Origin of the sequence: Streptomyces sp. NRRL F-5630 (assembly GCF_000719475.1) — a bacterium.
Taxonomy (GTDB): Bacteria; Actinomycetota; Actinomycetes; order Streptomycetales; family Streptomycetaceae; genus Streptomyces.
This window is the reverse complement of sequence record NZ_JOGO01000036.1, coordinates 70,396-95,669: the sequence shown is the minus strand read 5'-3', so window position 1 is coordinate 95,669 and position 25,274 is coordinate 70,396. Positions and strand designations below refer to the sequence as shown.

Genomic DNA, 25,274 nt, shown 5'->3' with positions numbered 1-25,274 from the left:
CACATCCTCACGGTCCAACGTCAGGTCCTCGGCGAAATGCCGGTCACCCGTCGCATCCGGCACGTACTTCACACAGACAACGATCCTCAAGCTCACGCCTGGTCCTCCTCTTTCTGAGTGGGTTGTCCCGGCACGGGCTGCCCGGTCGTCGCGAGACGCCGGAGGGCCGGGAGGAGATGGTCGAGCGGGTGGCGGCTGGTGAAGGCGACGACGTGCGTCTCCTCCTCGCCCATCCGGCCGGAGAAGAGCCCGAGCACTTCGCGCAGGGCGGTGTCCACCTCGGCCATGGGGTCGGCGGCCTCACCGCGCAGCCAGCGGCGCAGGACGTGGTTGTGCGCGGAGACCACGCAGGCCGCCATGAGTTCGGCGCGCAGTGCCGCGCCGGGCGCGTCCCCCATCCAGCGGGCGAGGAACTCCTTGAAGAGCCGCTGGTAGCGGGCGACGCTCGCGATCTCACGATCGCGCAGCGTCGGCACGCTGCTGGTGAGCCGGTACCTGCGGCGGGCGACCTCGCCCTCGTCCACGTAGTGGAGCAGGACGAGCCTGACCGCCTCCGAGACGGCGGTGAGGGCGGTGTCGGTGCGCGAGGTGGCGAGGCGGCTCGCGATCCGTTCCAGGAGGAGGTCGTGATCGGGGAAGATCACGTCCTCCTTGGCACGGTAGTGCCGGAAGAAGGTGGTGCGGCCGACGCCCGCGCGCTCGGCGATCTCGTCGACGGTGGTGCCCTCGTAGCCCCGCTCGTCGAACAGCTGGAAGGCGGCGTGCGCCAGTCGCTCGCGCGCCGTCCGTCCGCTCATGCCCGCACTCCTTCGTGCTCCTCCCGCGCACCGCCGCGACTCGGGCGGTACCGCGTACCGCCGCGACGGTACCACGTACCGTCTGCCACGAAAGGAAGCCCGCCAAACCCCGCGCGCCGCTCCTCCGCCCCCGGTCCCCCGCGCCGGGGGCGAGCGGCGGCCCGGCCGCCGACCGACCCGCTCGGCAACGCCTTCCCCGTACGCGACCGGCTCGACACCGTGCGCGCCCCTCGCGGCGCCGCTCGGGCGCGAGGCGAAAAGTCGTCACCGGTCAGCGCTCGCGCGCCTGCCCTTTCCGCCCCTACGGGGGCGTGGACCCGGGCTTCACACGACGAGGCGCAGCCTCCGTTGGCTCACCCCCGTCCGCAGCGTCTGCCCCCACGTCAGCTCCAGCGCGTCCGACTCCATGCCGTCGGCGAAGGCCACGAGGCGGTCCGACTCGACGGTGACCGTGAGGCGGTCGCGCTCGGCGAGGAGTCCGGCGACGCGCTGGACGCCGGTCGCCGGGGAGGGCCACGCCTCGCGCACGAACCACAGGAGGCGGTCCTCGGTCGCCTTCGGCAAGGGCAGGGCGGCGCCGCGTTCCTGCCACAGCGAGCGCAGCCAGCCGCCCGCGCCCGTGCCCGTGCCGACGAGCACGCCCGAGCTGGCCTGCGCCTCCTCGCCCTCCTGGGCGCCGGGGCGCAGGCGGTAGCGGGCGGTGCGGTGACCGGCCGAGCCGACGTAGATCTCGTTGAGCGCGAGGAGGGTGCGGCCGTCGTCGGTGACGCCCTCGGCCATCGTGAGGGCCTCGGTGGTGACCCGCGGTCCCGCGGCGGCGCGCAGGAGGGCCGCGGCGTCGCGCGGGCGGTGGCGGACGAGGACGCCGGGGTTGCGGCCCGGATCGGTGTCGATGCCGATGACGGGCTGGTCGTGGAGGTACTGCGCGACGTTGGCGACGAGACCGTCCTGTCCCGCGACGACGACGATGTCCTCGGGGGCGAAGAGGAAGCGGTCGAGATCGGCGCGCTCGACGCGCGCCTGCCGCCAGGTGAGCGGGATGCGCGCGGCGATGCGGGTGAGGGCGTCGCGGGTCGCGTGGTGGCGGGCTGCGAGGGCGTCGAGGTCGTCGCCGCGGCTGCCGAGGACGAAAGCGGCCTGGCCGTGGGTGCCGTGTCGGGCGAGCAGTTCCTCGTACTCGCTGACGCGGTGGACGAGGACGACGCGCGGGGCCAGGCTCATGCGCGGGGCTCCCCGCCGGTGAACTTGCCGATGAGGTCGGCGACCGTGTCGGGCGTGACGGTGACGCGCTCGATGCGCGGGAGCTGTTCGGCCGCGCGGTCCATGCTGAGGGCGTGGAGTGTCGCGGGCGCGGTGCCCTCGTGGACGCGGAGCCAGGCGGCGCGCGCGGCGGCGCGGGCCTCGCCGCTCGTGCGCAGCGCCTCGGCCTCGGCCTCGGCGAGCCGCCGGGTGCGCGTCGCCTCGGCTTCGGCGAGCCGCACCGTACGGGCCGCCTCGGCTTCCGCGCGCACGGCGTCGGCCGCCGCCTCCTCCTCGGCGGCGCGGCGGGCGTTGGTGCCGCGCTGGTCGACGAGCTGTTCCTCGCGGCGGGCGAGTTCGACCTTGCTGGCGAGTTCGTTCTCGGCGATGGCGCGTTCGCGTTCCACAGCGACGGCGCGGCGCTCGTACGTGGCGCGGTCGGCCTCCTGCTGGACACGCTCGCGGGTCGGGGTGCGCAGGGCGCGCTCGACCTCGGGCTCGGGGCGCAGCGCGACGATGCGCAGGGCGACGACCTCGACGCCCGTCGCGGGCAGCCGGGGCTCGGCCGCGAGCCCCTCCGTGACGCGGGCGTGCACGGCGGCCACGCCCTCGGTGAGGGCGGTGGCGAGCGGGGTCGCCGCGAGGACTTCGGCGGCGTGCTGCTGCGCGGTCTCCGTGAGGAGCCCGGCGAGCTGGTCGAGCGGGGCCGCGCGCCAGGTGCCGGTGTCGGGGTCCAGCGAGAAGTCGATGCGCTCGGCGGCGCGGACGGGGTCGGCGATGCGGTAGGTGAGCGTGGACTGCACGGCGAGGTCCTGGAAGTCGGCCGTGCGGGCGTGGATGGTGACGGCGAGTTCGCGGTCGTCGACGGGGACCTCGCTGAGCGCGGCGGTCAGCGGGCGGAACCAGAAGCTGAGGCCCGTGCCCTCGTGGGCGAGTTTGCCCGCACGGTGGTGGCGCACCCAGGCGCTCGACGTGCCGCGCAGGTGCCGCCTGCCGAAGCGCTTGCTGATGTCGGCCATGACTTCCCTCCCTCATTTCTCGTCACTTCGACGAGAACCGTTCCGTGGGAGTGACCGTACGACGCCACCCCCCTTCTCGTCAAGGCGACGACAAGGGGGGTGGCATCCTGAGGACGAGCTCGGAGCGCTCAGCCGACGGGCGGGTCTCAGCCGGCGAGCAGGTCGTTGAGGTCGTCGGCGTGCTCCTCCTCCTCTTCGAGGATCGACTCCATGAGGCGCCGCGTGGTGGGGTCCCCGTCCCCGATCCACCGGATGATCTCCTGGTAGGTCGTGATGACGATCCGTTCGGCGACGAGGTTCTCGCGCAGCATCTTCTGCAGATCGCGCTCCTCCGCCGTCACGTACTCGGTGTGCGCGCGGGCCACGAGCGTCCCCGGATCGAAGTCGGGCTGGTCCCCGAGCTGGCTGATGCGCTCGGCGGCGCGCAGCGCGTGCTGCATCTCCTCGCCCGCGTGCTCGCGGAACTCGGCGGCGACCTGGGCCCGGTCGATCCCCGTCGCGGCGATGGCGTTCTGCGAGTACCGCAGGAAGCACACCACCTCGGTCGCGACGACATCGTTGAGGACCTCGATGATCCGGGAGCGGTCGGCGTCGTAGGTCTTCGTGACGGGGCCCTCCGTCATGTGCTTGCGCGCCTGTTCACGGATTCTGGTGACGTCGATCGCGAACTGGTTGGCCATCCGGTACTCCCTGCGGTGCTCATGGACGATCGGGGGCGTTGCGACGTACGCGTGCGCGGGATGCGTACCGCGCCGGGCGGCGCGCCACCCGGTGACACCCCTCCGGCGCAACCGATGGCGGACACGGAGTCACCCGCGCGGGAGACATCCGCCCGGCACACCTCGCTCCCCGAAGGACGGAAGGTCCTCCGCGGCCGATCCGCCGCCTCCCGAACCTCCGCGGCACCAGCTCGCTCTCACCGCGGCCCGAACGGCCGCCTACGGGCGAGCCGCGCGGCACGACGCCTGCGGGGCGTGGCCCGCGCGGCACGCCCCGCAGGCCCGCGACGCGCTCCGGTCCCGCGCGGAAAGCGCGCGGGACCGGGGCGGCGCGAGTCAAAGCCGTGGAGTCAGTGCGCGGCGGCCGTCACCGAGCCCTTCGTCTCGGGGGCCCAGAGGAGGGAGAGGACCATGCCCGCGAGGAGCACGGCGGCGAGCCCGTACATGGAGACGCTGAGGCCGAAGCGCTCCAGGCTCACCGGGAGGACGAAGGTGCCGACGGCGGAGGCGATGCGGCTGGAGCCGTTGAGGAAACCGACGCCCGTGGCGCGCAGGTGCGTCGGGTACAGCTCGGGCGGATAGACCTGGGTGATGTTCGACGCGCCCGCCATGACGAAGGTGTAGAGCAGGAAGGGTGTCATGAGCACCCAGGCGGGAGCGTGGCTGAGCGCCCCCATGAGGGCGAGGGCCACGGTCATCACGCCGAAGGTCACGATGGTGAACGGGCGCCGCCCGCACCGCTGCACGAACCACAGCCCGGCGACCCCGCCGAGCAGCAGGAAGAGGCTCAGCGTGATGTTCTGCGCGTCGGGGTCGGAGACCTCCATGGCCGCGAGGATGACCGGCATGAAGGTGTAGATGGCGAAGTAGGGCAGGACCTGCGCGCTGTAGAAGCCGAAGCCGAACCACGTCCGGACCGCCTGGCCCTTGGCGAACAGCTCGCGGAAGGCGGCCCGCGGTGCGGGAGGTTCCTCGGCCTGCGGGCCGATCTCCGCGCGCAGGTGACGCCGGGCCACCTCGCGGGCCTCCTCGGCGCGGCCCTGGCTCAGCAGCCAGGCCGGGGACTCGGGGGTGCCGATGCGCAGCAGCAGGACGAGGAGCGCGGGCAGCGCCCCGCTGGCGAGGAGCAGCTTCGCGGCGTGCTCCTCGCCGCCCCACACCGCGCCGAGGATCTCGGCCACGACGTAGCCGACCGTCCACAGCACGGTGAGCGCGCCGAGCAGGAGGCCGCGCAGGCGGCTCGGGACGAACTCGGAGAGCATCGTGGGCCCGACCGCGTAGTCGGCGCCGAGGCCGAAGCCGATGAGCACGCGGAGCACGAAGAGCAGGACCGGGCCGTCCGCCCAGAGCTGGAGGGCGGAGGCCACCGTGATGAGCACGAAGTTCCACACGTACAGCCGCTGGCGGCCGACGAGGTCGCCGACCCGCCCGAGGACGAGGGAGCCGAAGAAGAGGCCGATGAGCGCCGAGGCGCCGAGGAGGCCCTGCCAGACACCGGAGAGGTGCCAGGCGTCGGTGAGGGTCGCGAGTACGGCGCCGATCATGCCGAGCGCGTAGCCGTCGGAGAAGTTGGCGCCGAAGGTCGTCGCCGTCACCCTCAGGTGGAAGGGCCGCAGGGGCGCCTCGTCCAGGGAGGGCGCGAGCGGGGTGGGAGGGGTGGCGCGTTCGGCCGTCTTCGTCATCGGAGGGAACACCTCGCCTGCCGTTGGGGGATGCGAATGACCGTATTCGAGCTACCGCTTCTTGAATAGGGATGCACAAAAACTTCTCCCACCTCCCTTGATACGGACTCCTTTCCTCGTGCAGAGTCGGTGGCGACCGGGGGCGGATTCTCCGCACCCGCCCCGGTCGTCTCGTTCCCCCGTGCCCGAAAGCCGCGTGTCATGGCTGAGAATCCCGTCTCCGTGTCCTTGCTCGGCGGTGCGCTCGCGTCCGCCACCACCGCGTGTTCCCCCCTCCCCGTCCCCTCAGCCGGTGAGGATGTCGTCCCGGGCGGGGGGAGCGGGCAGGGAGACGGGCTCGCGCCGCGCGCCGCCGATGTCGTGCGCGTCGTGGACGGAGCGCGGCCCGCTCGGCTCACGCCCGCCCAGCTCGCCCCCGCCCGTCGCGCCTGGCACGCGGCCCGCGAGCTGGCGGCCTCGGGCCGGGTGTACGGACGGTCGACGGGTGTCGGCGCCAACCGCACCGACGACGTGCACGACCCGGACCACGGGCTGCGGCTGCTGCGCAGCCACGCCGGGGCGATCGGCCCCCGCGTCCCGACCCGTGAGGCGCGCGCCCTGCTCACCGTGCGCGCGCAGCAGCTCCTCGCCGGGGGCGCCGGGCTCGACCCGCGTGTCGTCGTCGCGCTCACCGAGGCACTGCGCACCGGCGCCACGCCCGTCCTGCACACGTACGGCGGCGTCGGCACCGGCGACCTCGGCCCCCTCGCCCAGCTCGGGCTCGCCCTCACCGGGGAGGGCGCCTGGGAGGGCGGCACCCCGCCGCGGCCCCTGGCGCTCGACTCGAACGACGCGCTCGCCCTCATCAGCTCCAACGCGCTCGCCCTCGGCCGCGCCTGCCTCGCCCTGGAGGAGTCGCGCACGTTGCTGCGGGCCGCGAACGGGATCGCCGCGCTCTCCCTCCTCGCCGTGGACGGCTCGGCGGAACCCTTCGCCGCCGCCGTCGCGGCGGCACGCCCCTACCGGGGCCAGCTCCTCGCCTCGGCGCGGATGCGCGACTGGCTCGGCCTGCCCGCGCGGCCCGCTCCCCCCGCGGGCCGTATCCAGGACCCCTTCGCCTTCCGCTGCCTGCCCCAGACACTCGGCCCGGCCTACGACGCCGCCGACGCGCTCGACGCGGTCCTCGCCGTGGAGCTGTCGGCCGCCGCCGAGAACCCACTGATCAGCGCGCGGGATGGAGCCGCCTACCACCACGGGAACTTCTACGCGGGCCAGCTCGGCCTCGCGCTCGACTCCTTCCGCCTCGCGCTCCTGCCCGTCGCCCGCTCCGCCGCCGCGCGCCTCGCCGCGCTCTGCGAACCGGCCTACACCGGCCTGCGGCCCTTCCTGGGCGACACGGCGACCGCCTCCTCCGGCGTCATGATCCTGGAGTACGCGGCGGCCTCGGCGGTCGCCGAGACGCAGGCCCTCGCGCAGCCCGCGAGCCTCGGACACGTCGTGCTCTCGCGCGGCGTCGAGGAACAGGCGGGCTTCGCCTCGCTCTCCGCCGCGCAGTCACTGCGACTGCCTCCCCTGCTGCGGCACGTGCTCGGCTGCGAACTGGTCGCCGCCGTGCGGGCGTTGCGGATGAGCGGGCGGGAGCCGGCGCCGGGGACCCCGGCCGCACAGGCCCTCGCGCTCGCCCTCGACACCCTTCCGGCCGATCCCCGGGACCGGCCCCTCACCACCGACGTGGCCCTCGCGGAGAGGCTGGTGGACCGGCTCGCGGAGTGGTGACGCGGCGGCACGGGGGTGGTGGCCGGTCCCGGGGATCGGCCACCGCCCCCGCTCACTCCCCCGCCTCCGGAGCCGCGACCTCCCGCAACTGCCCCTCCGCGAGGCGCAGATAGCGGGTGACCCCCACCTCCGCGAGGAAGCGCTCGTCGTGGCTGACCACGAGGAAGGCGCCCCGGTAGGAGGTGAGGGCGCTCTCCAACTGGCCGACGCTGACGAGGTCCAGGTTGTTGGTGGGCTCGTCGAGCAGGAGCAGGTGCGGGGCGGGTTCGGCGCTCAGGACGCAGGCGAGCGTCGCGCGCAGGAGTTCACCGCCGGAGAGCGCCCCGGCCTTCAGGTGCGCGCCCTGGCCCCGGAAGAGGAACCGCGCCAGCAGGTTCATCCGCTCGGCCTCCGGCATCCCCGGCGCGAAGGCGGCCAGGTTCTCCGCGACACTCAGAGTGGGGTCGAGCAGGTCGAGCCGCTGCGAGAGGTACGCGATCCGCCCGTCCGCGCGGCGCACCTCGCCCTCCTCCGGCGTGAGTTCTCCCGTGACGATCCGCAGCAGGGTCGACTTTCCGGCCCCGTTCGGCCCGGTGAGCGCGATGCGCTCGGGGCCGCGCACCGACAGGTCCACGCCCTCGCCCGCGAAGAGCCCCCGCAGCCGCAGCCCCTGGGCGTCGAAGAGGGTGCGCCCGGCCGGGACCTCGGTGCCCGGGAGGTCGAGCACGAGCCGGGTGTCGTCCCGTACCGCGCGCCCCGCCTCGTCGAGCCTGGAGCGCGCCTCGCCCACCCGGTCCGCGTGGGTGTTCCCGGCCTTGCCCGCCGATTCCTGGGCCTTGCGCTGCCGGGCGCCCGCGAGGATCTTGGGCAGCCCGGCGTTCTTGATGTTGCGCGCGGCGTTCCCGGCGCGGCGCTCGGCGCGCTCGCGTGCCTGCTGCATCTCCCGTTTCTCGCGCTTGAGTTCGGCCTCGGCGTGCCGCACGTTCTTCTCGGCCACCTCGCGCTCCGCGCCGACCGCTTCCTCGTAGGCGGTGAAGTTGCCCCCGTAGGAGCGCAGTTCGCCGCTTTCCAGTTCGTCGATCCGGTCCATGCGGTCGAGCAGCGCGCGGTCGTGGCTCACGACGAGGAGGCAGCCGCGCCAGTCGTCGACGACCCCGTAGAGGCGTCGCCGCGCGTCGAGGTCGAGGTTGTTGGTGGGTTCGTCGAGGAGGAGGACATCGGGGCGGGCGAGCAGGTGGGCGGCGAGGCCGAGGGTGACGATCTGGCCGCCGCTCAGACTCTCCAGCCCCTGGTCGAGGGTGAGCCGGCCGAGCCCGAGCCGGTCCAGCTCGGCGCGGGTGCGCTCCTCGATGTCCCAGTCCTCGCCGATGGTCGTGAAGTGCTCCTCGTCCACCTCGCCGCGTTCCACCGCGTCGATCGCGGCGATGACCCCGGCCACGCCGAGGACTTCGGCGACGGTGAGACCGGTGGTGAGCGGGAGGGTCTGCGGCAGGTGGCCCAGGGTGCCGTTGACCGTCACGGAGCCGGATGTCGGGGTCAGTTCACCGGCGATGAGCCGCAGAAGGGTGCTCTTGCCGCTGCCGTTGGGCGCGACGAGACCGGAGCGGCCGCCGGGGACGGTGAAGGTGAGCCGGTCGAAGACGGGGGTCTCGTCGGGCCAGGAGAAGGACAGGGCGGAGCTGACGACGTAGGCGTCGGACATGGGAAGGCGGACCTCACGGGTGCGCGCAGGACGAGGGGCCGGCACGGATGGCGGGGCCCGGACTCGTACCGCTGAGTGGGAGAAGGGACGCTCAGGAGGCCACGCGGGCGGCGCCTCGTGCGCCTGCCGGTGGCCTGACACGCCGGGTATCACCCGGAGATGTCGTCGTCACCCACCACTGTTCCGCTCCTTACGGGAGACAAGTCCTGCGCCCACCGTAACAGGACGGCACGGAGGGGCGCTCCCGCTTTTCCGCCCCGCCGCTCCCGCCCGGCCGAGCTCGCCCCGCCTCTCCCGCCCGGCTTCTCGCCCGCCGGGCCCTCCTGGGCGCGGGCAACGAGCCCTCCGCGAACTCTTCCCGGCCGGACACCGGCTCGGCTCCCCGAGTCCCGCCTCTCCGGCCCCTCCCCCACCTGCCGCTCAGGCCGCCCCGAGCGCGGGCAGCACCACCGCGTGGACGTACCGCCGCAACCCCGCCTGCGTCACCATGCTGCCCTCCATGATCTCCGGGGCGAGGACTCCGCCGAGGACCATGTGCACGATGAAGTCCACCGCCGCGTTCTCCGGGGCGAGTTCGCCGCGCGCCATGGCGCGGCGGAGCATCGGCGTGAAGTAGCGCAGGCAGGGCTCGACGATGAGTTCGCGCAGGGCCACCTCCAGCTCGGCGTCCTCGTGCGCGGCCTGCCCGATGCCCCGCACGAGGCCCGCCCTGCGGGCCGTCTCCGCGTCGTCGAAGCCGTCGACGAAGGCGTCCAGGTCGCCGCGCAGGCTGCCGGTGTCGGGTATGTCCTGGGCGATGGGGGTCACGAAGTGCTTCAGCGCGCTCGCCACGAGCCCGTCCTTGCCGCCCCACTGCCGGTAGAGGGTGGCCTTGCTCATGTGCACGCGCGAGGCGACCGCGTCCATCGTGAGCGCCCCGTAGCCCTGTTCGGTGAGCAGGTCCACGACGGCGCGGTACAACTCCTCGGCGCGACCGGGCCCGAGCCTGCCGGACCTGACCTCGCCCACCACCGCAACCACCGCGCCTCTCCCGTGCACCCTCGCACCCGACCGGACCGCGGGCGAGCCTACCAAGGGAAAGCAAAGAAACGATACGGTGTCGTTCACTTTGCTTGGTGGAATGTTCAACCACCCCTGCTCGTTGCAGGGGGAGGCACGACGGACAGGCCGTCGCCGCAGGACGGGAGGCACCGGTGAAGGACACGTACTTCGAGTTCGGCACCCCCGTGGACCGCTGGGACCGGGCCGGGATGTTCTTCGAGGCGAAGGAGTACACCACCGCCGTGCGCATCCTGCGCGGACTCGTGGCGGAGGCTCCCGGGCACACCGCGGCGCGACTGCTGCTCGCCCGCGCGTACTACCACTCGGCGCAGTTGGGCCGTGCCGAGACCGAGCTGCGGGCGATCCTCGACCGCGACCCCGTCGAGGCGTACGCGACGCTCCTGCTCGGCCGCACGCTGGAGCGCCAGGGCAGGGACGCGGAGGCGGCCCCGTACCTGCGGCTCGCCGCCGCGATGACCGGGGGCGAGTAGGACCGGGGAAGAGCGAGCAGGGCCGGACGACCCGCGGCGACCGCGGAGCCGCACGGCGTCTTCGAGGGCCGGGCGGGCACCGTGACGGTGCTCGCCCGGCCCTCGTTCGGTCCACCACCTCGGGCGGGCGCCCCGCCTGCTCGGCAGGGTGGTGAGGCGGAAGCGCGCCGACGCGTTCGGCGACTGCCCCTTTCGCCCAGGAGGACCCCATGAGCGCCCCCGCTCCCGACATGGCCACCTACGTCTTCGCGGTCCGCCGCTGCGGCGGCGATGTGCACCTGACCGGGCACCCCGAAGGCGCGGCGGTGCGGCTGCTGCCCTTCGGCGCGCTCGTCGCCATCGTGCAGGACGTGCCGCTGCGGGCCCTGGGCGGCCCGGCCGCGCTGCGCCGGCTCCTCGCCCCGGAACTGCTCGAACCGCTCGGCAGGCTGCACCGCGAACTCGTCCACGCGGCGGGGACCACCGGGCCGACCGTGGCGCTCCCCGTCGGCACCTGCTACGCCAACGACGTCCGCGCCCGCGCGGCCCTGGAGGAGCAGGAGGAGCGCTTCGGCGCCGCCCTGCACCGCGTGACGGGCACGGGACGCGTGACAGGCCGGGTCGAACGGGACACACTCGCGCGCAAGCGGCCGTGAGCGACTGCGCGAGCCCGGCGAGAGCACCTGCCCGGCCGCTGCCCCGGGACGCGGACCCGCCCCGCCCCCGGCCGCACCACCGCGACCGCCCGGTCGCGGGGCACCTCGCGGGCGCCCGCGCCGACACGTCCCGTCAGCCGCCGAGGACCCGCACCGGTGTCCCCTCCGCCCACGCGCGTACCGCCTCGGCCGCCTGGGCGTAGAAGACCTCGTAGGTGCCCTCGGTGACGTAGCCCAGATGCGGGGTGAGGAGCGTGCGCGGCGCGGTGCGCAAGGGATGATCGGCGGGCAGTGGCTCGATGTCGTAGACGTCGAGGCCCGCGCCCGCGAGGCGGCCCTCGCGCAGTGCCGCGACGAGTGCCGTCGTATCGACGAGTGGACCGCGCGAGGTGTTGACGAGATACGCGGAGGGGCGCATCCAGGAGAGTTCCGCCGCGCCCACGAGGCCCGCCGACCGCGGGCTCAGCTTGTAGTGCACCGTCACGACGTCGGCGGCGGTGAAGAGTTCGCGCTTGGTGACCGGATCGGTGCCGAGGGAGCGCGCGTGCTCCGGGTCGAGGTTCTCGCTCCAGGTGAGGACGCGCATCCCGAAGGCGCGGCCGATCGCGGCGACGCGCGCGCCGAGCCGCCCGAGCCCGACGACGCCGAGGACACGCCCGTCCAGGTCCCCGCCGACGGTGTGCTGCCACTCCCCCGCGCGCATCCCCGCGGCCTCGGCGGGGATCTGCCGTACGAGCGAGAGGATCAGGCCCCACGTCAGTTCCGGTGTCGCGGAGACCGGGCTCTGCGTGCCGCACACCGTGATGCCCAGTTCCCGGGCGGCTTCGAGGTCGATCGAGGCGTTGACCATGCCGGTCGTGACGAGCAGCCGCAGTTTCGGCAGCCGCGCGAGGCGTTCGCGCGGGAAGGGCGTCCGCTCGCGCATCGCGACGACCACGTCCGCGTCGGCGAGCGCGGCGACGACCTCCTCGGTCCCCGCGAGGTGTTCGTGGAGGAACTCCACGTCCGCGCCGAGCGCTTGCCAGTCCGCGTAACGGTGGGCGACGTGCTGGTAGTCGTCGAGGACGGCGATGCGCACGGTGTTCCTTCCCTCGGTGCCGGTGGCCGCGTTCACCCTATGACCCGGTCCCGTGCGCCGGTCACCGGTCCCGGCCGGGGTGTACGCGCGGGTCACCGCCGCGGTCCGGGCCCCCGCGCGGGTCACCGGTCCGACTCGGGCCATACGTAGGGGAGGTCGTCGGGGACGCCGGGGAAGAGGGGCGCGTAGTGCTCCGGGTCCTTGCGGACGAGGGCCGAGCGGTGGCTCAGGTGGAAGGCGGGGGCGCCGAGCCACGGGGGCAGTTCGCCCGCGCGGGCCAGCACGGGCTGGGTGCGGACGCGGCGGACCGCGCGGGACTCGGCCAGGTCGCCGCGCAGCGAGGCCGCGACGGTGTCGGCGAAGCCCAGCGCCGTCCAGGCCGCGCACATGTCGAGCCCGTACCGTACGAGCGCCTCCTCGTAGCCGCGCCACATGACCACCGCCGGGTGGTGGCGCCAGCCGTGGCCGGGGACGGTGAGGCCGCGCAGCACCTGGAGCGCCTCGACGCGCTGCTTGCCGAGGCGGCGCCTGTCGAGGACGCGGGCGGTGTCCGGGAAGCCGGGAAAGGGCAGAAAGGTCTGCATGCGGCGTTCCTACCGCGCTGTGCGCCCGGGCACACTCCTGCGGGGTGTGCGTCGCCCGGGCGCGGGCGGGGCAGGTGCGGGGGTGGGGCGGGACGCTGAATGATGGGAGCGGACCGTCTCCCGCAGCGCACCCGCGCCCCGCGACCGCACCACGACGAGGAGTGGCACATGCCCCACGACAGAGCAGGACAGCCGGCGCTGCCCGAGGACCTGACCGACATCCCCGCACTGGTGACCTCCTACTACGCCCTCCACCCGGACGCGGCGGACGCGGACCAGAAAGTCTCCTTCGGCACCTCCGGGCATCGCGGCTCCTCCCTGAACACCGCCTTCAACGAGGACCACATCGCGGCGACGAGCCAGGCCATCTGCGAGTACCGGGCCAGGCAGGGCACCACGGGCCCGCTCTTCCTCGGCGCCGACACGCACGCGCTCTCGGAGCCCGCGCGCGTCACCGCGCTGGAGGTCTTCGCCGCGAACGACGTGCAGGTGCTGATCGACGCGGACGACGGCTACACCCCGACGCCCGCCGTCTCGCACGCCATCCTGCGCCGGAACAAGGGCCGCGACCGCGACCTCGCGGACGGCGTCGTCGTGACGCCCTCGCACAATCCGCCGGGCGACGGTGGTTTCAAGTACAACCCGCCGAGCGGCGGCCCCGCGGGGTCGGAGGCGACCGGCTGGATCCAGGAGCGGGCGAACCGGATCATCGCGGACGGCTTGAAGGACGTCCGGCGCATCCCCTACACGCGCGCGCTCGCCGCGGAGACGACGCAGCGGTACGACTTCCTCGGCGTCTACGTCGATGACCTGCCCACGGTCGTGGACCTGGAGGCGGTACGGGCGGCGGGCGTGCGCGTCGGCGCCGACCCGCTCGGCGGCGCCTCGGTCGCCTACTGGGGGCGCATCGCGGAGCAGCACGGACTCGACCTGACGGTCGTCAACCCCCACACCGACCCCACCTGGCGGTTCATGACGCTGGACTGGGACGGGAAGATCCGCATGGACTGCTCCTCGCCCTACGCGATGGCCTCGCTCATCGCGCAGCGCGACCGCTACCACCTCGCGACGGGCAACGACGCGGACGCGGACCGGCACGGGATCGTCACCCCCGACGCCGGGCTGATGAACCCGAACCACTACCTCGCCGTCGCGATCGGCTACCTCTGCGCGCACCGCCCCCAGTGGCCGGCCGCGGCCGGGATCGGCAAGACGCTCGTGTCCTCGTCGATGATCGACCGGGTGGCGGGAGAGCTGGGGCGGCGGCTCGTGGAGGTCCCTGTCGGCTTCAAGTGGTTCGTGGACGGGCTGCTCGACGGCTCGCTGGGCTTCGGCGGCGAGGAGTCGGCGGGCGCCTCGTTCCTGCGCAAGGACGGCTCGGTGTGGACCACCGACAAGGACGGCATCCTCCTCGCCCTCCTCGCCTCCGAGATCCTCGCCGTCACCCAGCAGACGCCGTCCGAGCGGTACGCGGAGCTGACGGCCCGGTTCGGCGACCCCGCCTACGCCCGTATCGACGCGCCCGCGACGCGCGAGGAGAAGGCGGTCCTCGCCAAGCTCTCGCCCGCGCAGATCGGTGCGGACACCCTCGCGGGGGAGACCGTCACCGCCGTCCTCACCGAGGCCCCCGGCAACGGCGCCCCGCTCGGCGGCATCAAGGTCACGACCGAGAACGCCTGGTTCGCGGCCCGCCCGAGCGGCACGGAGGACGTCTACAAGATCTACGCGGAGTCCTTCCGCGGCCCGGAGCACCTGGAACTCGTGCAGGAGGAGGCGAAGGGGGTCGTGGGGAACGCGCTGAAGGGCTGAGGGCACACGGGGGCCCGGACGCGGGCCCCCTCCCCGGATCGGTGGCGCTTGTCGACCGTACGGCCGTACCGCCCGCGCGGCCTCCTCGGCGCCGTGCCCACAGTGGCGTATGCCCAGCCCCGCGCACCCGCCCGTGCACCCGCCACCGCCCCCGGACCCGGTCGTTTCGGGGACCCGTCTGCGGCCCGCCGCCGTGTTCCTCGCGCTCGCGACCGTCGTGGCGCTCGTCGCCGGGTGGCCGCTCGTCGCGCGGGCGCTGCCCGACGGGGAGGCGCTGCGCGACGGGGCGCGGCTCACGATCGGCCCGCAGGGCACGGGACGCGTGATCCTGCGGGTGCGCGGCGGCGGCTGGGAGTTGGCCCGGTCCGCGAGCGACCCGGACAGCGGTTACCTGCTCAGCCGCGCGGGTGTGCGGCTCAGGGCGAGCCGTGTCGATCTGCTCACGACGGACGCTGCGGGTCGGCTGTGGCCGGGGCTGCGGGACGTGCTGCGGGCCTCGGACGCGGGCGCGCGGCTCGGGGCGCCCGCCGGGACCCGCACGACGGGGGGCCGCCGGGGGTGGACCGGGAGCGCCGAACAGGGCGGGCGCGCGGGACGCGCCTTCGCCTTCGCCGCCCCGGGCGAGGACTTCGCCGTGACGGTCGTGGTACTCGGCGGGCCCGGGGCGGAGCCGGCGGCGCTGCGGGACGGGTACGCGCTGGCGCGCAGCGCCCGCTTCGAGGGCGGCGCGGCGTGAGCGCCCCTCCGGCCACCGCACCGATCCCGGGGCCCGCGCGGTTCGGCGATGTACGGGCCTGGGCGGCGCGCCGCCGCCTCGGCGCGGCGATCGTCTTCCTCTGCCTCTTCGGGCTCGGCGTGCTCGTGTGGAACTTCTCCGGCACCGCCCGGGCCTTCCCCGGGCCCGCGCTCCTGTCCGCCTTCCTCCTCGCCGTCGTGCTGTACGTCGCCTTCACGCTGCTTCGCCGGGTGCGGCCGGTGCGCACACCGCCGCGGCAGTGGAGCTGGGCCGGGGTCGCCTGGGGTGCCACGGCGGCGACGGGCTGCGCGCTGCTCGCCAACGGCGGGCTCACGGCGGTGTGGTCCAGGACAGCGGGAATCGACTTCACGTCCTCGTGGGGCGCGGCGCTCACCGCGCCGCTCAACGAGGAGGGCATCAAGACGGCGGGCATCGTGCTGCTCGGTGTGGCGTTCCCCGCGCGGATGCGCGGGCCGCTGGACGGCTGGGTGCTCGGGGCGCTCGTGGGGCTCGGCTTCCAGATGGCGGAGAACTGGACGTATGCGCTCAACGGCATCGTCGGGACGGGCGGCACCGCGCCCGGGGACGCGGCGCTCCAGTCCGTGGTGGGCCGGGTGCTCTACACGGGGCTCGGCTCGCACTGGACGATGTCGGCGGTCGCGGGGACGGGCGTGGGGCTGCTGTTGAGCCGCTCGCCCGGGCCGGCGCGGCGGCGGCGCGCGGGGGCGGCGGCGTGCGTGCTGACGGCGGTCGGGATGCACTGGCAGTTCAACGCGCCGTTCCTCGGCGGAGGGCTCGGCACGGGCGTCAAAGCGGCCTTCGACTTCCTCCTGGCGGGCAGCTTCTGGATCGTCCTGCGGCACGCCTACCGCCACCGTGCGCGGGCGGAGTTGCGTGCGCCGGGGGTCGCGCCGGGCGCGGAACGCCTGCTGACCCGGCGCGGGCGCCGCCGGGCTCGGGCGGCGGTGCCGCAGGGAGCGGAACGGGAGCGCTACGCGCGGCTCATGGTGGCCCAGCTCGACCTCCTGGAGGAGCGCGCGGGGACGGGCTGCCCGCGACCGGCCTTCGAGGCGGCGGCACGGGCCCGGGTGGCCGAGGCGCGGTACGTCCCTTCGGGCGTCGAGGGCTACTGAAGGCGGCGGGCGCGTACCGTACGCCCGTACCGCCCGGCGTGCCGGGCTTTCCACGGGTCCTCCCCCGTCCGGCGGAAGGTGCATGACGCGAAGGCGGGCGGGGCATAGGATCGCCCAGATTCTGCGAAGGGAAGACTCATGGCATCGGCTACGTGTCCGTGCGGCGGCACCTTCAGCACGGGCGACCCCGGTCCCGGCGGGGAGGTCCCCGAGCTGGTCCACCGCGACGCGCTGAACCGCGAGGCGCCCTGTCCCCTGGAGAGCCCCGCGCCCCCGGCCCGCGCGGAGGCCCGGGCAAGCTGAGCCACGGAGGGGCCGCCGCCACGGCATCGTCGGCCCCCGTCCTTCCCGGCCCCGCCTCTTCCTCCGGGGCGACGAGCCGCAGCGCCCTCACGTACGGGCCGCACCGTGTTCCCTCGCCGTCCCGCGATCAAGGTTCCCGTGCCTTCCCCCAATCGAGCCCCCCCCGGCCCGGGATGCCGAACCCCCGAGCCGACGAGGGCGCTGGCCTTGCGAGGGCTTCCCCCTGCCCCTACCGTCCGGGCATGGGGACGAGCTGGGAGGCGGAGGGGGCCGGGGTGCTGCGGTTGCCCTCGGGGCTGTTGGTGCGGGGGCGCGGGCTGCGGTTCGGGGAGCCGCCGGGTGGGGGCGCGGACTTCGGGGTGTACCTGCTGGGCCGGGACCCGGGTGTGTCAGGGCGTGAGGCGCGCTGGGTCCGGTGGCCGGACTTCCGCCTTCCCCGCGACCGCGAGGCGTTCACGGCGGTGCTCCGCGTGGCGCTGTCCCGGGCGGCGGTGGAACGGGTCGAGTTCGCGTGCGGCGGCGGGATCGGCCGGACGGGCACGGCGCTCGCGTGCCTCGCCGTCCTGGACGGCGTCCCGCCCGAGGGGGCGGTCGCGTACGTACGGGCCGGTTACCACCCGCGCGCGGTCGAGACCCCGTGGCAGCGGCGCTTCGTCCGGCGGTACGGGAGGGGCGCGGCGTAGCCGCGGGCGGGGCGCGGGAACCTGGCGGCCCCCGCGCCCCGCCCTCTCCCGTTCGTCAGTTCCCGTCCCGGTACGCCTCCAGGAGGCGCAGCCACACCTCGCTGATCGTCGGGTAGGACGGGACCGCGTGCCACAGGCGGGCGAGGGGGACCTCGCCCGCGACCGCGATCGTCGCGGAGTGGAGGAGTTCGCTCACGCCGGGGCCGACGAAGGTGGCGCCGCGCAGGAAGCCGTGATCCTCGTCGACGACCAGGCGGGCGCGGCCCGTGTAGCCGTCGCCGTAGAGGGCGGCACCCGCGACCGAGCCGATCTCCTGGTCCACGGCGCGGACGCGGTGGCCCGCCGCCTCCGCCTCGGCGAGGGTCAGGCCGACCGCCGCGACCTCCGGATCGGTGAACACGACCTGCGGGACGGCCGCGTGGTCGGCGGTGGTCTGTTCCGGGGACCAGGGCGAGGTGTCGACCGCCCCGCCCTTGGCGCGGGCGGCGATCGCGGCGCCGGCGATGCGGGCCTGGTACTTGCCCTGGTGGGTGAGGAGCGCGCGGTGGTTGAGGTCGCCGACCGAGTAGAGCCAGTCGGTGCCGGGGACGCGGCAGCTGTCGTCCGACTCCACCCAGGCGCCGGGCTCCAGGTCGACCGTCTCCAGGCCGAGGTCCTCGCTGCGCGGGGCGCGGCCGGTGGCGAAGAGGACTTCGTCGGCCTCCAGGGTCGAGCCGTCGCCGAGGGTCAGCGTGACGGGGCCGGTGCCGCCGGGGCGGGAGACCTCGGCGACGGAGGTGCGGGGGCGGATGTCGACGCCGTGCTCGGCGAGCTGCTTGGCGAGGAGTTCCCCGGCGAAGGGCTCCATGCGGTCGAGGAGGCCGCCGCCCCGTACGAGAAGCGTGACGTGCGCGCCGAGTCCGCGCCAGGCCGTGGCCATCTCGACGGCGACGACGCCGCCGCCGACGATCGCGAGCCTGCTGGGCACGCGCTGGGCGCTCGTGGCCTCGCGGCTCGTCCACGGCCTGGCCTCGTCGAGCCCCGGCAGGGGCGGGAGCTTGGCGCGGCTGCCGGTGGCGAGGACGACCGCCTGCCGCGCCGTGAGCCGCGTGACGGTGCCCTCGGGGGTCGTGACGGCGACGGTCTTCGGCCCGTCGAGCCGTCCGTGGCCGCGCACGAGGGGCACGTCGACCGATTCCAGCCACCCGACCTGGCCGCCGTCCTTCCAGTGCGAGGTGAAGGAGTCCCTGCGGGTGAGCACGGGGCCCGCCGCGAGGGGCCAGGTGACCTGCTGCGCGAGCCCCGGCAGGCGGCGGGCGTCGGCCTGTGCGAGTACGGGCCGCAGCAGCGCCTTACTGGGCATGCAGGCCCAGTAGGAGCACTCGCCGCCGACGAGTTCGCTCTCCACGATCACGGTGCTCAGGCCCGCGGCGCGGGTGCGGTCGGCGACGTTCTCGCCGACGGGGCCCGCGCCCACCACCACGACGTCGTAGGTCTGCTGCTGGGCCTCGGTTCCGGTGTCCGTCATGACTCCAGTCTGTCGAAGTGTGTGCGTCCCCGCCACGGGGGTAGCGGGGACGGAATACGCCCTGCTGCGGCACCGTTGTCCTGACGGGTTCGCATCCGGGCCGTATCGATGTGCCAGGACAGACCAGGAAGTAGGAGAAGTATGCCCACTGTGGAGCTGACCAAGGAGAATTTCGACCAGACCGTGACGGACAACGAGTTCGTCCTGATCGATTTCTGGGCGTCCTGGTGCGGTCCCTGCCGCTCCTTCGCCCCGGTCTACGAGAAGTCGTCCGAGGAGAACCAGGACCTCGTCTACGGGAAGATCGACACCGAGGCACAGCCCGAGCTGGCCGCCGCCTTCGGTATCCAGTCGATCCCGACGCTGATGATCGTCCGCGACCAGGTCGCCGTCTTCGCGCAGCCGGGCGCGCTGCCCGAGGCCGCGCTCCAGGACGTCATCGGGCAGGCGCGGGCGCTCGACATGGACGAGGTCCGCAAGTCGATCGCCGAGGCCGAGAAGGCGACGGGCGGGGAGTCCCCGCAGCCGGGCGAGACCGCCTGAGCCACTCCGGCGACGGCACCAGGACCGGGGTCCGCGCGAGGGCCGGAGCACCCCCCTTCCGTACCGGCCTCCCGCGGCCCTGGACCGCCCCCCTCACCCGTTCGGGTGAAGGGGGCGGTTTCTCGTGCGCCCCTTCTCCTGCGCGGCGGGCCCCCGGCGCTGCACCGGAACCCCGCCAGAACGGGGAAGCGGCCGCCGTCCGCGCGGACCGTCGCCCACCGCGTCCCGGTGAAGGCGTCGAGGTGCGCCTCGCCGCCCGGACGGGCGCCGTCGCCGGAGGTGCCGAGGTCGCCGAAGGGAGCGACGGGCTCGTCGTGGACGGTCTGGTCGTTGATGGGTGGACGATCCCGGTCCGCCCGCGCTCGGCGAGTTCCAGGCCCCGGGCGGTCTCCCGCGCGTCACCGAGTCGCCGCCGAACGCTCACCACCGGTCGGATCCGGTCGAGCAACGATCATCCCGGCCACGGCAATTGACCGTGGGCCGATGGGTCCCGCCGCGCTCTCGACCGGCGGTCGGCAACCCGCCTTTCTCCCCTCTCTCGCCGGAAGCATTCCCTCCGGCCTTGCGAATCAGCCGAGTTGGCGGTCCATTCCCCGCACCGCGTCCGCCGCGTCCACGGCGGACGCGGTGCGGGAGCGCCGCTAGGCGGCAACTACGGTGTGCTCGTGACTGCTTTCACGGATGATCAAGCGCCGGGACCGGCGGACGAGAACGTGGTGCCGGGACGTTTCGGCGCGCACGCGACGCGCGAGGCGGCTGCCGCCGAGGTGGGCCGGGTGTACACCTCCTACGCGCCCGCGCACGACGGGGACCCGGACCCGGGCGAAATCGTGTGGACCTGGGTGCCCTACCGCGAGAACGACGGACGCGGCAAGGACCGTCCCGTGCTCGTCGTGGCCCGCGAGGAGGCGGGCACGCTGCTCGCCGTCCAGCTCTCCAGCAAGCCGCACGCGGACGACCGGGACTGGGTCTTCCTCGGCAGCGGCCCCTGGGACCGTACGGGCCGCGACTCGTGGGTCGCCCTGCACCGCGTCCTGCGGCTGCACGAGGAGGGGATGCGGCGCGAGGCGTGCGCGCTCGACCGGATGCGCTTCAACACGGTCGTCGCACGGTTGCGCGAGCGGTACGGCTGGCACTGAGCGCGCGGGGGCCGGGGGCACGGCGTCGCCGGTCCCCCGCCTCCCGGCCACGGCTCCGTCCACCGGCCTCGCGGCCCTCCGGCCCCGCGACCGCCGCTTCCACCGCCGGCCCCTCCCCCGGCCACCCCGCCCCCGTAAAGGGCCGAAAAGCACCGCTTCACCCGTTCGGCGGCGGTGCGGGCCGCCCCGCGCCCTTGTGGGATGCCGAGGGCTGGTCTTGGCTTGAGGCTTCGCACAGGGAAAAGTACGGGAACGTGTGAGGCCGGAGGACGCGATGCCGGACGAGGTGGCCGTGAGCGAGGCCGAGCTGGAGGCCCTGGTACGCGGCGTCTGTTTCAAGACCGGACCGCCCCGTGCGGTCGGGGTCGAGGTGGAGTGGCTGGTGCACGCGCCCGAGCGGCCCGGCCATGTCCTGAGCGCGGCGGAGTACGAGGAGGCGCTGGCCGCCGTGCGGGCCCTGCCCCTCTCCGCGCCGCTCACCGTGGAACCCGGCGGGCAGCTGGAACTCAGCTCGCGGCCCGCCCCCTCGCTCGGCGCCTGCTGGCGGGACATGCGCGAGGACCTCGCCGCCGTCCGGGGCGCCCTCGCCCCGCTCGGCCTCGCGCTCACCGGCACGGCCACCGACCCCTGGCGCGCCCCTTTGCGGCGGCTGCGCGAGCCCCGGTACGAGGCGATGGAGCGGGTGCTCGACCGGACCGGTACATCGGGGCGCGCGATGATGTGCTGCTCCGCGTCGGTCCAGGTGTGCGTGGACGCGGGGCTCCCCGGCCCCGGCCCGCTGGGCTTCGAGCGCCGCTGGCGCCTGGCCCACCTGCTGGGCCCCGTCCTCGTCGCGGCCTTCGCCAACTCCCCCTTCCTCAGCGGGCGCGCCACCGGCTGGCGCTCGACGCGGCAGGCGCTGTGGGCGGCGATCGAACCCGGTCGCACGGCGGCACCCGCGCTCGGCGCGGACGCGCGGACGGCGTGGAGCGGCCACGTCCTGGACACCCCGGTCATGTGCGTACGATCCGAGGAGGGGCCCTGGCCCCTGCCCGAAGGGCTCACGCTGCGCGCGTGGGCGCGCGAGGGCGCACGGGCCGAGGGGGCCGGGCGGGCGCCCGTCGCGGCCGATCTCGACTACCACGTCTCGACGCTCTTCCCTCCCGTGCGGGCGCGCGGACACCTGGAGCTGCGGATGATCGACGCGCAGCCGGGCGAGGACGGGTGGGCGGTGCCGCTCGCCGTGGTCGGCGCGCTCTTCGACGACGAGGAGGCGGCCGAGGCGGCGTACCGGGCGGTCGTTCCGCTCTCCGAGCGGCTCGGCGACGTACCGCCGCCGCGCTCGCCGCTGTGGCTCACGGCGGCGCGCGACGGGCTCGCCGACCCCGGTCTCGCGCAAGCGGCGCGCGCCTGCTTCGAGGCCGCGGCCGGGGCGCTGGAACGGCTCGGGGCACCGCCCGCGATGCGCGCCCTCGTCGCCCGTTTCACCGAGCGGTACGTGGCACGGGGCCGCTGCCCCGCCGACGACCTGCTCGCCCATCCCTTCGACTCACTCGCCGAAGCGCCCGGCCTGTGGGGCACGACGGCCCCGCGCGGCAGGAAGGACGTGCTGTCATGACCGCCGTACAGGAACCGGGCCAGGACGCGGAGGCGCTGCGCGAACTCGCCGTGCGCAGCCTGCGCAGGGCCCGCGCGCGCACCGCGCTGCTCACGGACGCGGTCGACGAGCCGGACCTCGTGGCGCAGCACTCGCCGCTCATGTCCCCGCTCGTGTGGGACCTCGCGCACATCGGCAACCAGGAGGAGCTGTGGCTGCTGCGCGCGGTCGCGGGACGGGAGGCGATGCGCCCGGACATCGACCCGCTCTACGACGCCTTCGAGCACCCGCGCGCCGAGCGGCCCTCGCTGCCGCTGCTGCCGCCCGCGGAGGCGCGACGGTACGCGGCCGAGGTGCGCGGACGGGTCTTCGACCTGCTCGAAGGAACACGCTTCGGGGGCGGCGGCTTCGGCGCGGGGCTCACGGAGGCGGGTTTCGCCTTCGGCATGGTGGCCCAGCACGAGCAGCAGCACGACGAGACGATGCTCATCACGCACCAGCTCCGCTCCGGCCCCCCGGTGCTCCGCGCGCCCGATCCCGCCCCGGCGGACACGCGCGGCCTGCCCGCCGAAGTCCTCGTCCCGGGCGGCGAGTTCACGATGGGCACCTCCACGGAGCCCTGGGCGCTCGACAACGAGCGCCCCGCGCACCGGCGGGACATCCCGTCCTTCTGGCTCGACACGACGCCCGTCACGTGCGGGCGGTACACGGAGTTCCTCGCGGACGGCGGCTACGAGGAGCCGCGCTGGTGGCACCCCGCGGGCTGGCGGCTCGTGCGCGAACAGGGCCTGCGCGCCCCGCTGTTCTGGCGCCGCGAGGGCCGTACGTGGCTGCGGCGGCGCTTCGGGCACGTCGAGCCGGTGCGGGACGAGGAGCCCGTCGTGCACGTGAGCTGGTACGAGGCGGACGCGTACGCGCGCTGGGCCGGGCGCAGGCTGCCCACGGAGGCCGAGTGGGAGAAGGCGGCCAGGCACGACCCGGCGACCGGGCGCGCGCGGCGCTTCCCGTGGGGCGACGAGCCACCGCGCCCCCCGCACGCCAACCTCGGCCAGCGCCACCTGCGCCCCGCTCCGGCGGGCAGCTACCCGGAGGGCGCGTCGCCCTATGGAGTACGGCAGTTGATCGGGGACGTCTGGGAGTGGACGGCGAGTGACTTCCTGCCGTACCCGGGCTTCGTCACGTACCCGTACAAGGAGTACTCGGAGGTGTTCTTCGGACCGGAGTACAAGGTGCTGCGCGGGGGCTCCTTCGGCGCGGACGAGGTCGCCGTGCGCGGCACCTTCCGCAACTGGGACTACCCCGTCCGGCGGCAGATCTTCGCGGGCTTCCGCACCGCGCGCGACGCGGCTCCCGGCGAGGGCGTCTGATGTGCCGGCACGTGGCGGTGCTGAGCCAGGCTCCCGAAGCGCTCGGCACCCGGCTCCTTCTGCCGCCGCACGGGCTGCACCGGCAGTCCTGGGCGCCGCGCGCGCAGCGGCACGGGACGGTCAACGCGGACGGCTTCGGGGTGGGGTGGTACGCGGAGGGTGATCCGGTCCCGGCCCGCTACCGGCGGCCGGGGCCGCTGTGGGGCGATCCCGGGGTGCGGGACCTGTGCCGCGTCGTACGCAGCCGGGCGCTGCTCGCGGCCGTGCGGGACGCGACGGAGCCGGGGCCCGACGACGAGGCGGCGAGCGCGCCGTACGCGGCGGGGCGGTGGCTCTTCAGCCACAACGGCGCGGTCCCGGGCTGGCCGGAGAGTCTCGCGCCGCTCGTCCCCGGACTGCCCGCGACGTTGCTGCTCGGCCTGGAGGCGCGCTGCGACGCCGCGTTCGTGTGGGCGCTCGTCCGGCGGCGGCTCGACGCCGGGGTGCCCCCGGGGGAAGCCCTGGCGGCGACCGTCACGGAGGTCGCCGAGGCGGCGCCGGGAGCGCGGCTCAACCTCCTCATGACGGACGGGGAACGGATCGTCGCCACCGCGTGGGGCGACACGCTCGCGTACTTGCGCGCGCCCGGCCTCGTCGTGGTCGCCTCCGAGCCGTACGACGACGACCGCGCCTGGCGCACGGCCGACGACCTGACCCTGCTCGAAGCCGACCGCGCCGATCTGGTCCTGACCCCGCTCAAGGAGCCTTCGCAGTGAGCCCGTTCGCCCTGACCCGCACCCTGCCCGTGGACTCGACGGGCGAGGCGCTGCGCGCCGACGTCCGCGCCGGACTGACGTCGAAGCCCAAGGAGCTGCCGCCCAAGTGGTTCTACGACGCGCGGGGTTCGCGGCTCTTCGACGAGATCACGACGCTGCCCGAGTACTACCCGACGCGCGCCGAGCGGGAGATCCTGCTCGACCGCGCCGAGGAGATCGCGAGCGCTTCCGGGGCGGGCACGCTCATCGAGCTGGGCTCGGGCTCCTCCGACAAGACTCGCCATCTCCTCGACGCCATGCGGGACTTGCGCGCCTACGTGCCCGTGGATGTGAGCGAGAGCGCGTTGCGCGAGGCGGGCGAGGCGATCGCCGCCCGGCACGACGGGCTCGCCGTGCACGCGCTCGTCGCCGACTTCACCGCCCCGCTCGTCCTTCCCGCGACGCCGGGACCGCGTCTGCTCGCCTTCCTCGGCGGCACGCTCGGCAACCTCGTGCCCCTCGAACGCGCCGCGTTCCTCGCCTCGTTGCGCGCCGTGCTCGCACCCGGCGACCTCCTGCTCCTCGGCACGGACCTGGTGAAGGACGAGGCGACGCTGCTCGCCGCGTACGACGACGCGGCGGGCGTGACGAGCGAGTTCGACAAGAACGTGCTGCACGTCCTCAACCGGGAACTCGGCGCGGACTTCGACCCGGACTCCTTCCGGCACGTCGCCGTGTGGGACGCGGAGCGCGAATGGATCGAGATGCGCTTGCGGGCGCTGCGCGACATGACGGTGAAGATCCCGGCCCTCGACCTCACGGTGCCGTTCGCCGCGGGCGAGGACCTGCGCACGGAGGTCTCGGCGAAGTTCCGCCCGGCGGGCCTGCGCGCGGAACTCGCCGCGGCCGGTTTCTCCCCCGCGCGGTGGTGGACGGACCGGGCGGGACGGTTCGCGCTGTCGCTGTGGGGCGTGTCGGCGGACTGAGCCGCGGCGAGGCCCGCTTCCCGTCGGCCATCGCCGC

23 protein-coding genes and 1 pseudogene are annotated in these 25,274 nt (G+C 74.7%); 13 read left to right on the top strand and 11 right to left on the bottom strand.

The features are described from left to right. From IF99_RS33475 to IF99_RS0118190, 6 genes and pseudogenes are all read right to left on the bottom strand, one after another. A pseudogene (locus tag IF99_RS33475) lies at nt 1-96 on the bottom strand (electron transfer flavoprotein subunit beta); the annotation flags it as partial. Beyond that, nucleotides 93-797, bottom strand: a complete 705-nt coding sequence (locus tag IF99_RS0118210) for a TetR/AcrR family transcriptional regulator (protein ID WP_030997589.1) — start codon at nt 795-797, stop codon at nt 93-95. The gene IF99_RS0118210 and the pseudogene IF99_RS33475, both read right to left, overlap by 4 nt. Nucleotides 798-1,121: 324 nt before the next feature. Beyond that, complete coding sequence (locus IF99_RS0118205; protein ID WP_030997587.1) at nt 1,122-2,018, bottom strand: inorganic polyphosphate kinase; 897 nt, start codon at nt 2,016-2,018, stop codon at nt 1,122-1,124. Beyond that, entirely contained in the window at nt 2,015-3,055 is a 1,041-nt protein-coding gene (locus IF99_RS0118200; protein WP_030997586.1) for an SPFH domain-containing protein, read from the bottom strand. Before IF99_RS0118200 ends, IF99_RS0118205 begins: the two co-directional genes overlap by 4 nt. A gap of 146 nt (nt 3,056-3,201) precedes the next feature. Beyond that, nucleotides 3,202-3,735, bottom strand: a complete 534-nt coding sequence (locus IF99_RS0118195; protein WP_030997584.1) for a ferritin-like domain-containing protein — start codon at nt 3,733-3,735, stop codon at nt 3,202-3,204. A 389-nt stretch (nt 3,736-4,124) separates the two neighbouring features. Continuing rightward, the gene (locus IF99_RS0118190; protein ID WP_030997583.1) at nt 4,125-5,456 is read right to left on the bottom strand and encodes an MFS transporter; all 1,332 of its coding nucleotides are present in this window, start codon (nt 5,454-5,456) and stop codon (nt 4,125-4,127) included. 201 nt (nt 5,457-5,657) lie between these two features. Here IF99_RS0118190 and IF99_RS0118185 point away from each other — a divergent pair, with 201 nt between their 5' ends. Then, on the top strand, nt 5,658-7,211 hold the full coding sequence (locus IF99_RS0118185; protein ID WP_030997582.1) for an aromatic amino acid lyase: 1,554 nt from the start codon (nt 5,658-5,660) through the stop codon (nt 7,209-7,211). A gap of 52 nt (nt 7,212-7,263) precedes the next feature. Here IF99_RS0118185 and IF99_RS0118180 read toward each other — a convergent pair whose 3' ends face one another. Beyond that, nucleotides 7,264-8,892 carry an ABC-F family ATP-binding cassette domain-containing protein gene (locus IF99_RS0118180; protein WP_030997581.1) on the bottom strand — a complete coding sequence of 543 codons (1,629 nt, stop codon included), beginning with the start codon at nt 8,890-8,892 and terminating at the stop codon, nt 7,264-7,266. Between the two features lie 420 nt (nt 8,893-9,312). Then, on the bottom strand, nt 9,313-9,903 hold the full coding sequence (locus IF99_RS0118175; RefSeq protein WP_030997580.1) for a TetR/AcrR family transcriptional regulator: 591 nt from the start codon (nt 9,901-9,903) through the stop codon (nt 9,313-9,315). A gap of 182 nt (nt 9,904-10,085) precedes the next feature. On the opposite strand from IF99_RS0118175, the gene IF99_RS0118170 reads away from it, so the two are divergent. Both IF99_RS0118170 and IF99_RS0118165 read left to right on the top strand, forming a co-directional pair. Continuing rightward, entirely contained in the window at nt 10,086-10,424 is a 339-nt protein-coding gene (locus IF99_RS0118170; RefSeq protein WP_030997579.1) for a tetratricopeptide repeat protein, read from the top strand. Between the two features lie 209 nt (nt 10,425-10,633). Continuing rightward, nucleotides 10,634-11,059 (top strand): GvpL/GvpF family gas vesicle protein, encoded by a 426-nt coding sequence (locus IF99_RS0118165; RefSeq protein WP_030997578.1) that lies wholly within the window; start codon nt 10,634-10,636, stop codon nt 11,057-11,059. Nucleotides 11,060-11,192: 133 nt separating this feature from the next. On the opposite strand, the gene IF99_RS0118160 is transcribed toward IF99_RS0118165, so the two are convergent. Together IF99_RS0118160 and IF99_RS0118155 are read right to left on the bottom strand one after the other, a co-directional pair. Beyond that, a complete protein-coding gene (locus IF99_RS0118160; protein WP_030997577.1) occupies nt 11,193-12,137 on the bottom strand; it encodes a D-2-hydroxyacid dehydrogenase family protein in 945 nt (314 codons plus the stop codon). A 122-nt stretch (nt 12,138-12,259) separates the two neighbouring features. Beyond that, the gene (locus IF99_RS0118155; protein ID WP_030997576.1) at nt 12,260-12,721 is read right to left on the bottom strand and encodes an MSMEG_6728 family protein; all 462 of its coding nucleotides are present in this window, start codon (nt 12,719-12,721) and stop codon (nt 12,260-12,262) included. Between the two features lie 168 nt (nt 12,722-12,889). Here IF99_RS0118155 and pgm point away from each other — a divergent pair, with 168 nt between their 5' ends. The 4 genes from pgm (at nt 12,890) to IF99_RS0118135 (ending at nt 17,385) form a co-directional block, all read left to right on the top strand. Next, nucleotides 12,890-14,530 carry a phosphoglucomutase (alpha-D-glucose-1,6-bisphosphate-dependent) gene (pgm, locus tag IF99_RS0118150; protein WP_030997575.1) on the top strand — a complete coding sequence of 547 codons (1,641 nt, stop codon included), beginning with the start codon at nt 12,890-12,892 and terminating at the stop codon, nt 14,528-14,530. 109 nt (nt 14,531-14,639) lie between these two features. Further along, the gene (locus IF99_RS0118145; RefSeq protein WP_051703548.1) at nt 14,640-15,266 is read left to right on the top strand and encodes a hypothetical protein; all 627 of its coding nucleotides are present in this window, start codon (nt 14,640-14,642) and stop codon (nt 15,264-15,266) included. After that, entirely contained in the window at nt 15,263-16,399 is a 1,137-nt protein-coding gene (locus IF99_RS0118140; protein WP_030997573.1) for a PrsW family intramembrane metalloprotease, read from the top strand. The genes IF99_RS0118145 and IF99_RS0118140 overlap by 4 nt, the downstream gene beginning before the upstream one ends. Before the next feature lie 545 nt (nt 16,400-16,944). Next, nucleotides 16,945-17,385, top strand: a complete 441-nt coding sequence (locus IF99_RS0118135) for a protein-tyrosine phosphatase family protein (RefSeq protein ID WP_030997572.1) — start codon at nt 16,945-16,947, stop codon at nt 17,383-17,385. Nucleotides 17,386-17,440: 55 nt separating this feature from the next. Here IF99_RS0118135 and IF99_RS0118130 read toward each other — a convergent pair whose 3' ends face one another. Then, nucleotides 17,441-18,892: a dihydrolipoyl dehydrogenase family protein gene (locus IF99_RS0118130; protein ID WP_030997571.1), complete on the bottom strand. Its 1,452-nt coding sequence runs from the start codon at nt 18,890-18,892 to the stop codon at nt 17,441-17,443. 141 nt (nt 18,893-19,033) lie between these two features. Here IF99_RS0118130 and trxA point away from each other — a divergent pair, with 141 nt between their 5' ends. The 6 genes from trxA (at nt 19,034) to egtD (ending at nt 25,237) form a co-directional block, all read left to right on the top strand. Then, nucleotides 19,034-19,435, top strand: coding sequence for a thioredoxin (trxA, locus tag IF99_RS0118125; protein ID WP_030997570.1), 402 nt, complete (start codon nt 19,034-19,036; stop codon nt 19,433-19,435). A 665-nt stretch (nt 19,436-20,100) separates the two neighbouring features. Further along, complete coding sequence (locus tag IF99_RS0118120; RefSeq protein WP_030997569.1) at nt 20,101-20,574, top strand: type II toxin-antitoxin system PemK/MazF family toxin; 474 nt, start codon at nt 20,101-20,103, stop codon at nt 20,572-20,574. A gap of 274 nt (nt 20,575-20,848) precedes the next feature. Continuing rightward, on the top strand, nt 20,849-22,171 hold the full coding sequence (egtA, locus tag IF99_RS0118115) for an ergothioneine biosynthesis glutamate--cysteine ligase EgtA (RefSeq protein WP_030997568.1): 1,323 nt from the start codon (nt 20,849-20,851) through the stop codon (nt 22,169-22,171). Then, nucleotides 22,168-23,517, top strand: coding sequence for an ergothioneine biosynthesis protein EgtB (gene egtB, locus IF99_RS0118110; RefSeq protein ID WP_030997567.1), 1,350 nt, complete (start codon nt 22,168-22,170; stop codon nt 23,515-23,517). Before egtA ends, egtB begins: the two co-directional genes overlap by 4 nt. Next, nucleotides 23,517-24,272, top strand: a complete 756-nt coding sequence (egtC, locus tag IF99_RS0118105) for an ergothioneine biosynthesis protein EgtC (RefSeq protein WP_030997566.1) — start codon at nt 23,517-23,519, stop codon at nt 24,270-24,272. Before egtB ends, egtC begins: the two co-directional genes overlap by 1 nt. Beyond that, the gene (gene egtD, locus IF99_RS0118100) at nt 24,269-25,237 is read left to right on the top strand and encodes an L-histidine N(alpha)-methyltransferase (protein ID WP_030997565.1); all 969 of its coding nucleotides are present in this window, start codon (nt 24,269-24,271) and stop codon (nt 25,235-25,237) included. The genes egtC and egtD overlap by 4 nt, the downstream gene beginning before the upstream one ends. Nucleotides 25,238-25,274 lie beyond the last annotated feature (37 nt).

Coding starts and splice junctions, on each gene's coding strand:
- IF99_RS0118210 (WP_030997589.1), bottom strand. CDS start 797: ATGAGCGGACGGACGGCGCGCGAGCGACTGGCGCACGCCGCCTTCCAG.
- IF99_RS0118205 (WP_030997587.1), bottom strand. CDS start 2,018: ATGAGCCTGGCCCCGCGCGTCGTCCTCGTCCACCGCGTCAGCGAGTAC.
- IF99_RS0118200 (WP_030997586.1), bottom strand. CDS start 3,055: ATGGCCGACATCAGCAAGCGCTTCGGCAGGCGGCACCTGCGCGGCACG.
- IF99_RS0118195 (WP_030997584.1), bottom strand. CDS start 3,735: ATGGCCAACCAGTTCGCGATCGACGTCACCAGAATCCGTGAACAGGCG.
- IF99_RS0118190 (WP_030997583.1), bottom strand. CDS start 5,456: ATGACGAAGACGGCCGAACGCGCCACCCCTCCCACCCCGCTCGCGCCC.
- IF99_RS0118185 (WP_030997582.1), top strand. CDS start 5,658: ATGGCTGAGAATCCCGTCTCCGTGTCCTTGCTCGGCGGTGCGCTCGCG.
- IF99_RS0118180 (WP_030997581.1), bottom strand. CDS start 8,892: ATGTCCGACGCCTACGTCGTCAGCTCCGCCCTGTCCTTCTCCTGGCCC.
- IF99_RS0118165 (WP_030997578.1), top strand. CDS start 10,634: ATGAGCGCCCCCGCTCCCGACATGGCCACCTACGTCTTCGCGGTCCGC.
- IF99_RS0118155 (WP_030997576.1), bottom strand. CDS start 12,721: ATGCAGACCTTTCTGCCCTTTCCCGGCTTCCCGGACACCGCCCGCGTC.
- pgm (WP_030997575.1), top strand. CDS start 12,890: ATGCCCCACGACAGAGCAGGACAGCCGGCGCTGCCCGAGGACCTGACC.
- IF99_RS0118145 (WP_051703548.1), top strand. CDS start 14,640: ATGCCCAGCCCCGCGCACCCGCCCGTGCACCCGCCACCGCCCCCGGAC.
- IF99_RS0118135 (WP_030997572.1), top strand. CDS start 16,945: ATGGGGACGAGCTGGGAGGCGGAGGGGGCCGGGGTGCTGCGGTTGCCC.
- IF99_RS0118130 (WP_030997571.1), bottom strand. CDS start 18,892: ATGACGGACACCGGAACCGAGGCCCAGCAGCAGACCTACGACGTCGTG.
- trxA (WP_030997570.1), top strand. CDS start 19,034: ATGCCCACTGTGGAGCTGACCAAGGAGAATTTCGACCAGACCGTGACG.
- egtA (WP_030997568.1), top strand. CDS start 20,849: ATGCCGGACGAGGTGGCCGTGAGCGAGGCCGAGCTGGAGGCCCTGGTA.
- egtB (WP_030997567.1), top strand. CDS start 22,168: ATGACCGCCGTACAGGAACCGGGCCAGGACGCGGAGGCGCTGCGCGAA.
- egtC (WP_030997566.1), top strand. CDS start 23,517: ATGTGCCGGCACGTGGCGGTGCTGAGCCAGGCTCCCGAAGCGCTCGGC.